7 protein-coding genes are annotated in these 7,018 nt (G+C 64.5%); 3 read left to right on the top strand and 4 right to left on the bottom strand.

Features of this window, described 5'->3' with window-relative positions; all coding sequences use genetic code 11:
• Nucleotides 1–62: 62 nt before the first annotated feature.
• Nucleotides 63–1,523: an O-antigen ligase gene (locus Q8Q80_RS18570; protein WP_305634339.1), complete on the top strand. Its 1,461-nt coding sequence runs from the start codon at nucleotides 63–65 to the stop codon at nucleotides 1,521–1,523.
• 4 nt (nucleotides 1,524–1,527) lie between these two features.
• Here Q8Q80_RS18570 and Q8Q80_RS18575 read toward each other — a convergent pair whose 3' ends face one another.
• The 4 genes from Q8Q80_RS18575 to Q8Q80_RS18590 form a co-directional block, all read right to left on the bottom strand.
• Nucleotides 1,528–1,986 carry a histidine phosphatase family protein gene (locus Q8Q80_RS18575; protein ID WP_305634340.1) on the bottom strand — a complete coding sequence of 153 codons (459 nt, stop codon included), beginning with the start codon at nucleotides 1,984–1,986 and terminating at the stop codon, nucleotides 1,528–1,530.
• Between the two features lie 78 nt (nucleotides 1,987–2,064).
• A complete protein-coding gene (locus Q8Q80_RS18580; protein WP_305634341.1) occupies nucleotides 2,065–3,552 on the bottom strand; it encodes a CYTH and CHAD domain-containing protein in 1,488 nt (495 codons plus the stop codon).
• A gap of 93 nt (nucleotides 3,553–3,645) precedes the next feature.
• Nucleotides 3,646–4,113, bottom strand: a complete 468-nt coding sequence (moaC, locus tag Q8Q80_RS18585) for a cyclic pyranopterin monophosphate synthase MoaC (protein ID WP_305634342.1) — start codon at nucleotides 4,111–4,113, stop codon at nucleotides 3,646–3,648.
• Between the two features lie 53 nt (nucleotides 4,114–4,166).
• Nucleotides 4,167–4,637, bottom strand: coding sequence for a response regulator (locus Q8Q80_RS18590; RefSeq protein ID WP_305634343.1), 471 nt, complete (start codon nucleotides 4,635–4,637; stop codon nucleotides 4,167–4,169).
• A 171-nt stretch (nucleotides 4,638–4,808) separates the two neighbouring features.
• Here Q8Q80_RS18590 and Q8Q80_RS18595 point away from each other — a divergent pair, with 171 nt between their 5' ends.
• On the top strand, nucleotides 4,809–6,260 hold the full coding sequence (locus Q8Q80_RS18595) for a M48 family metalloprotease (RefSeq protein WP_305634344.1): 1,452 nt from the start codon (nucleotides 4,809–4,811) through the stop codon (nucleotides 6,258–6,260).
• 68 nt (nucleotides 6,261–6,328) lie between these two features.
• Complete coding sequence (locus tag Q8Q80_RS18600; protein ID WP_069039466.1) at nucleotides 6,329–6,556, top strand: sulfurtransferase TusA family protein; 228 nt, start codon at nucleotides 6,329–6,331, stop codon at nucleotides 6,554–6,556.
• Nucleotides 6,557–7,018 lie beyond the last annotated feature (462 nt).

A 7,018-nucleotide genomic window follows, 5' to 3' on the forward strand; every position in this document is an offset into this window, starting at 1 on the left:
AGCATGGGAGGGGGCTTGTTGGAGCCCCCTCTTTCGTTAACCCAGTTGAATCGAATTCTGCAATGTCGGACGCAATGCGCTTGCAAGCCCGAACCGATCATAGTGAAAGCGTCCGCATCGCAAGCGTGCTCAGCACCTTTCTGTTCCTTCTTGTCGGCTTTTTCCTGCTGCTAGAAAAGGTGGATTACCCGCGATCCTGGTACGACCATCAGCGCCTGATGGAACTGATCGTAATCACGCTGTCAGTTGTGTTCCTGCCTTTTCTGCCTTTGTTCAGCGCTTCGCGTCTTGTGTGGGCGCTTTCGGTTATCGCGCTGGTGCTGCTTACCGTGGTGACTGTCCACGGCGCCTCGCTGCGTCCGGTGCTCATTGAATCGTTCACCCTTGCATTGCTGGTTATCGCAGCGATCTGGTGGGCCGGGGTGATTCGCAACTGCCGGCTGACTGATGCGCTTCTGTTGAGTACACAGTTATCGATCGCCGTCTATGTCGCCATCTCCCTACTCTGGTTTGCGGCGTCATTGGCTAGCGGTCTGCTGCCGGATCCGTTCAATTTCTTCGAAGGTTTCATCAACCCTCGCTTCTTCGGCGCTTGGGTGACATTGTCGTGGCCGCTGCTGTTGCTGCGCCCCCGGCTGCCGGGGACTGTTTCGCCATCCTTCGCGCGACTTCTGACCAGCCTGCTGTTTGTCCTTGCGGCATTGTGGTGGTCGCTCGCCTTCTTTTCCGGGACGCGCGCCACCTGGCTTGCCGCAGTGGTGACGCTTGCACTCACCGCGCTTTGCAGTCCGGCGTCACGACGTGTTGCACTTCATGGGGTTCTGGTTATTGCAGCCGGGTATCTGCTTCAGCAACTGCTGTTTGTGAAGATGCCGCTCTGGGTGACCGGGATGGAAGTGTCGGATGCGCTGGACCGCCTGCGCGAAGGGGCCAGTCTTTCGAATCGCGATGTGCTGTGGCGGGCGGCCTGGCAGGGCATCGTCGAACGCCCCTGGCTGGGCGCCGGACCGATGATGTTCTCGGCGACCAACAATGGCGTTGCGAGCACGACGCACAACATCGTGTTGCAACTGGCCTATGAGTGGGGTGTGCCATTCGCATTGCTGGTGATTGCTGCAACCGTCCGCGCACTTTGGCGGCAGTTTCAGCGATGCCGGCTCGATGCATCGCCTGCCAGTGCGCAAACCCGGCTTGTCTTGTGGATGTGCATCGTCGGCGGGCTGATCGAAGCGCAGCTGGACGGGCTGCTGAGTGCACCGCACAGCCAGTTGCTGTTCGTCGTGCTGGTCGCCTGGCTGCTATCGCTGGACGAGCCACCAGCGGTCCGACTCAGTGCGCTTCAGTTGAATCAGTGGAAAGTACTTCGCTTTGCGCCGCTGGCCATGATGCTGACCCTGTGGTGGGCCATCTGGCCTGAGTTATCCAATCTGGAACCGTGGGAAACCCAAACCCTAGCCCTCACCGGCGTCGGGCATTTTCAGCCCCGGTTCTGGTTGCAGGGTGTGATATTCCCGCCGCCTTAGCGGGTCAGGGCTCGATCAGATCGCTGCCCAGGCAAGCCCGCAACACCGTCTGCGTCTCGCCATCCCGCACCCGGTTGCTGAACCACCATACCGCGCCCTTCTTCACCGTCCAGTCCGCTTCCTGACCGGACAGCAGCAGTGCGGCGAGCTGGCCGAGCGTGGGTTGATGGCCGACGATGAGTGCCGCGCCGCCGCCGGTCGGCCACTCGGAGGCGGCGATCAGGTCGGCGACCGAGTTGTCGGTCGACAACAGGCGGGATGTTTCGAAATCGAGGCCGAGTGCCTGTGCGGTCTGCTGGCAGCGGGTGGCAGGGCTGACCAGGATGCGCGTCTGTTTCGGCAGTCGGGGCTTGAGCCAGTTGGCCATCTGCGCGGCCTGGCGTTCGCCCCGGCTGGACAGGCGGCGCGTGGCGTCGGGCAGCGTATCCACCGCTTCGGCGTGACGCCACAGTATCAGTTCCATGTCTGTCTCCTCCGTCATTTTCAGGGCGCGCCGCAGTGTGCGTGTCGGGCGTGACAGTGGAATGAATGCACGGCGATGTCAGCGCGGCAACGCCATGCGCGACAGGCGTTTCAGCAGCTTCGGCGCGTCGCTGACGATCTTGCGATAGCGCGACCGGTGATGACGTGCGATCAGCGCCACGGCAGCCACGAGGTCGGGGTCGTCGCCGGCGGCGGCGAGCAGGCGCGGGCCGGCCTGGCTCAGGTCGTTCAGGAAGCCGAGATCTTCCTGCGCCTGCATCAGCGCGCCGATCGCCCGTTTGGTCTTGCGTGGCCCAAGCAGCGGTGCGAAGAACTCGATCGCATAGCGCAAGCGTTTGATGTCGATGCGCAGCGCATGCAATGCAGCGATATCGCCATCGGCTGCGTGCCGGCAGCCGTCGACCATGCGTGCGTGGGCGCGGGCAAGGCGCTTGTGGGCCAGCGTGCGCAGATCGCCGTCGTCATCCGGCGGCAGTTCGTGCAGCGCGCGCAGCAGCGCCATCATCAGTCTGGCTTGCCGGCCGTCCTGCAGCGCCTTCTGAACGCGGTCGCGCACCTGCTGCCGGGTGGCATGCAGCGCCGTATCGAGTGCGTGCAGATTATCGTCAGCGTTGTGCGCAAGCACGGGCGCAAGCAGTTCGGACTGCAGTACGTCGCGGTCGCGCAACTCGCCGAGATCACCGGCCAGCGCGCGCAGCGGCAATGCGAGATCGGCCACCATGCCGTCGGGCAGCGCCGGCGCGAACAGACGCAGCGCGCTTCTCAGGCGGCGCAGCGCCACCCGCATCTGGTGGATGAATTCCGGCGCATCGGACTGCAGGGCACCGATTTCGTTGGACTGATAGTGCTGGATGCAATCCAGCGCGACCGCGCGGAACGCATGCCGTGCGCCGCCGTGCGGATCGACCGGCGAACGGGTGGCACGCACCGGCTGACACGGCTTGTCTTCGATCAGTGCGTATCCGCGCTGCGCCTTGCTGCGCGATTCGGCACGCAGAGGCAGCGTGCGCACCAGGGTGTCGGCGTGGTCGAGCAGCGCTTCGATCGGCGCGCCGGCCAGTTCCAGTTCCAGTTCGGAAATGCTGTCGCGACGCCCGGCTGCTTCGATCATGCCGCGGTCGGCCATCAACAGCAGTTCGCCGTCGCCTGCTGCGAAGCGCCACTCGCGCCGTTCGAAATTCGTCTCGAACACCTGCGCCAGCAAGCCGCGGTCGCGCATGCCTTCGAGCAGGCGACGCAGTGCGGCGTCATCGACCTGCGAAAAATCGAACAGGCCGGTAAACGGTTGTTCCCACTCCGGCCGGGAAGACAGGCCAGCACTGGCGGCACTGGCGCATTTGACCGTCTGCAGCCATCGCCTGCCGACGCGGCGCAGCCGCAGCGCGGCTCGCTGCTCGCGCAGGCGGAAGTCCGGCGTGTCGAAATAGAGGTTGCGCAAGGTGTGCGTCTGCGGCGCAGCGATCGCCTGGCGCAGCAAGGGGTGCCGCGAGAAGGCACGCCATCCGTGTTCGGCGAGCGCCAGCTTGAGTTCCGTTTCCCGGCCCATGACTGTCCTTGCGCATCGGGCGTCACTGCCCGGAAGGCATCGATGGTAGAACGAAAAGGCCCCGCTTCGTCACCTTGCGGCGGCGCGGTCGATTCAGTCCGCCTGCCAGTGCCCCGATTTGCCGCCAGCCTTTTCCAGCAGGCGGATGTTACCGATCTGCATGCCGCGGTCCACCGCCTTGCACATGTCGTAGATGGTCAGCAGGGCCACGCTGACCGCGGTCAGCGCCTCCATCTCGACGCCGGTCTGCCCCGTGGTGCGTGCAGTAACTTCGCAATGCACGGCGCTGCCGGATGCATCGAGCGTGAAGTCCACGCTGACCTTGGTCAGTGCGATCGGGTGGCACAGCGGAATCAGGTCGGACGTGCGCTTCGAAGCCTGGATGCCCGCGATGCGCGCCACGCCCAATACGTCGCCCTTCTTCGCGGTGCCGTCGCGCACCAGTTCGAAGGTGGCCGGCAGCATGGTGATCGACCCGGCGGCGCGCGCCACGCGCGTGGTGTGCGCCTTGTCGCCGACATCGACCATGTGGGCCTGGCCTTCGGCATCGAAATGTGTCAACTGAGGAGTCAGCTGAGGGGGCAGCGGCTTGTCGGCACTCAAGGTTCGAAGCCTCAGCGCGCCATCGCCGACGGATGCGGCGGCTGGATGTTCAGTTCGAGCCAGTAGCGGGCCAGCAGCGTCAGCGTTTCGGAAAAGCTTACAAAGTCGAGCGATTTGCGGACGAAGCTGTTGGCGCCAAGCTGGGCTGCGGTGCGGATGTCTCGCTGCTGCGAGGAGGCGGACACGACGACCACCGGCAACACGTGCGTCTGCGGGTCGGCGCGTACCAGGCGCAGCACCTCCATGCCATTGATGCGCGGCAGCGTCAGGTCGAGCATGATCAGCGCGGGTTGGTAACGGGTATCGCGTCCGGCGTAGTTGCCGCGCCCGAACAGATAGTCGAGCGCTTCCTCGCCCGATGGCACGACCTTGATCTGATTGGCCGGCACGATGGTACGCAGCGCCGTAGTGACGAGCTTCACATCTTCGGGCACGTCTTCAATCAGCAGCAGTGAGTGCGAACCAACCGGAATCGATGACATCGGGAGCGTAGGCGTGAATGGGTGAGGATGACTGTCTGGCAATGCCTGTGGAACATGGCAGGTGGCGCCCTGCCTATTGTGAAGCGGGCCGTGTCGGCTGTGGAGCGACGTGCAGGCCGAGGTACCGGAACCGAACGATCGTTCACTTTGCTTCGTTATCATAGCATCGCCATGAGTCACTTCTTCACCCGCCGCAAGCTGCGCACCGCAGTCGTCGCGCTGCTGCTGCTGCCCCTGTCGGTACCCGCGCAACCGCTGCCCGATCTGGGCGATTCGGCCCAGGCTGACCTGTCACCCGCGCTGGAGAACCGCATCGGACTTGCGTTGTGGCGCGACATGCGGGTGCGCGAGCGCGCGTACATCGATGACCCGGAAATCAATGGTTACCTCAATCACCTTGCCGACCGGCTCACCGAGAAGCTGCCCGGATCGACGCAGGACTTCGAACTGTTCGCGCTGCGCGATCCGAGCCTGAACGCCTTTGCCTGGCCGGGCGGCTTCATCGGCGTGCATAGCGGACTGATCGTCACCGCGCAGAGCGAATCCGAACTGGCGTCGGTCATCGCGCACGAAATTTCGCACGTGACGCAGCGTCACATCGCGCGCCAGTTTTCCAATCGCGGTCAATCGACCATTCTTGCGCTGGCATCGCTGGTCATTGCGGTGCTGGCCGCGCGCGGCAACTCGCAGGTCGCGCAGGGCGCCTTGATTGCCGGCCAGGCGGCGACCGTCGCCTCGCAGCTTGCCTACACGCGCGATTTCGAGCGTGAAGCCGACCGCATCGGCCTGCAGATGCTCGACAGCGCGGGCTTCGACACGCGCGCCATGGCTGCCTTCTTTGAGCGCATGCAGCGTTCGGCGCGCTTCTACGAAAGCAATTCGCCCGCTTATCTGCGCACCCACCCGCTGACGGTCGAACGCATCACCGACGCCAGCGCGCGCATCGAGGAAACGGCCTACAGGCAGGTGCCGGACAGCCTCGATTTTCTGCTGGTGCGCGCCAAGCTGCGGGCCTACGAAGGCGATGCAAGGGAGGCGTTTGCCGAGTTCGACAACCGCTTGCGCGACGTGCAGGGCAGCATCCGGCTCGCCACGCGGTTCGGGCTGGCACACGCCGCATTGCGCAAGCGCGATTTCGCCCGCGCGCAGCAAGAGGTGGATGGCCTGCGCGCCGAGCGCTTCGAATCGCCGATGCTCGACAACCTTGCCGGCCTGATCAGTCTCGAATCGGGTGATGCCAAGGGCGCCGTCGAGCGCTTTCGCGACGGCCTGAAGCGTTCGCGTTCGCGTGCGCTCACCTACGGCCTGATCGAGGCGCTGCTCGCCGACCGGCGCGCGGCCGAAGCACTCGCCCTCGTCAATGACGAGGTACTGGCCTACACCCAGGACCCGCGCCTGTATCGCTACCAGGCCCGCAGCCATGCATTGCTCGACCAGCGGCTGGCGCAGCACCGGTCGCAGGCCGAAGCTTATGCGCTCAACGGCCAGTATCAGGCGGCAATCGAGCAGCTGGAAATCGCTCAGCGCGCGGCCGATGGCGACTTCTATCAGCAGTCTGTCGTCGACGCGCGGCTGCGCCAACTGCGCGAAAAGCTGGCCGAACTGAAGCGCGACGGGCTGTGAACACCGGCCCGCGCCGACAGGTGTAAACTCGCGCTCCTTTCATCGCGACCCGAGCAACCGGAGCAGACATGGAATTCGACAAGGAACTCGATGCGCGCGGCCTGAACTGTCCGCTGCCCATCCTGCGCACGAAGAAGGCGCTGTCAGAGATGAGCAGCGGTCAGGTATTGCGCGTGGTCGCGACCGACCCCGGGGCGGTGCGCGACTTCGAAGCCTTTGCACGCCAGACCGGCAACACGCTGCTTGAAAGCAGCGACGCGAACAAGGAATTTGCCTTCCTGCTGCGCCGCAAGTAAGACACGCGATATTGCACGTTCACGACCGGAATCGCCTGCGGGGGCGGAGCGGGGGTTTCGGCGAGCACGGCTCGCCGCCCGTGGAGCCGGTCGGCCATGCAGGGCCGACCGTGGGACGGCGCCTACGAAAGTCGTGACGCTGCCTGCCCTTCGTAGGAGCGGACCCTGTCCGCGATATGCACGTTGATCACGTGACGTCGCATCTCGAAGACCGGAATCGCCTGCAGGGCAGGCTCCTACGAAAAACAGCGACAATCTTGCCCTTCGGAGCGGACCCTGTCCGCGATAGGCGCGTTGATCACGTGACGTCGCATCTCGAAGACCGGATCGCCTGCGGGGCAGGCTCCTACGAAAAACAGCGACAATCTTGCCCTTCGGAGCGGACCCTGTCCGCGATAGGCGCGTTGATCACGTGACGTCGCATCTCGAAGACCGGAATCGCCTGCAGGGCAGGCTCCTACG

It is taken from the genome of Methyloversatilis sp. (assembly GCF_030698125.1).
Lineage (GTDB): Bacteria > Pseudomonadota > Gammaproteobacteria > Burkholderiales > Rhodocyclaceae > Methyloversatilis.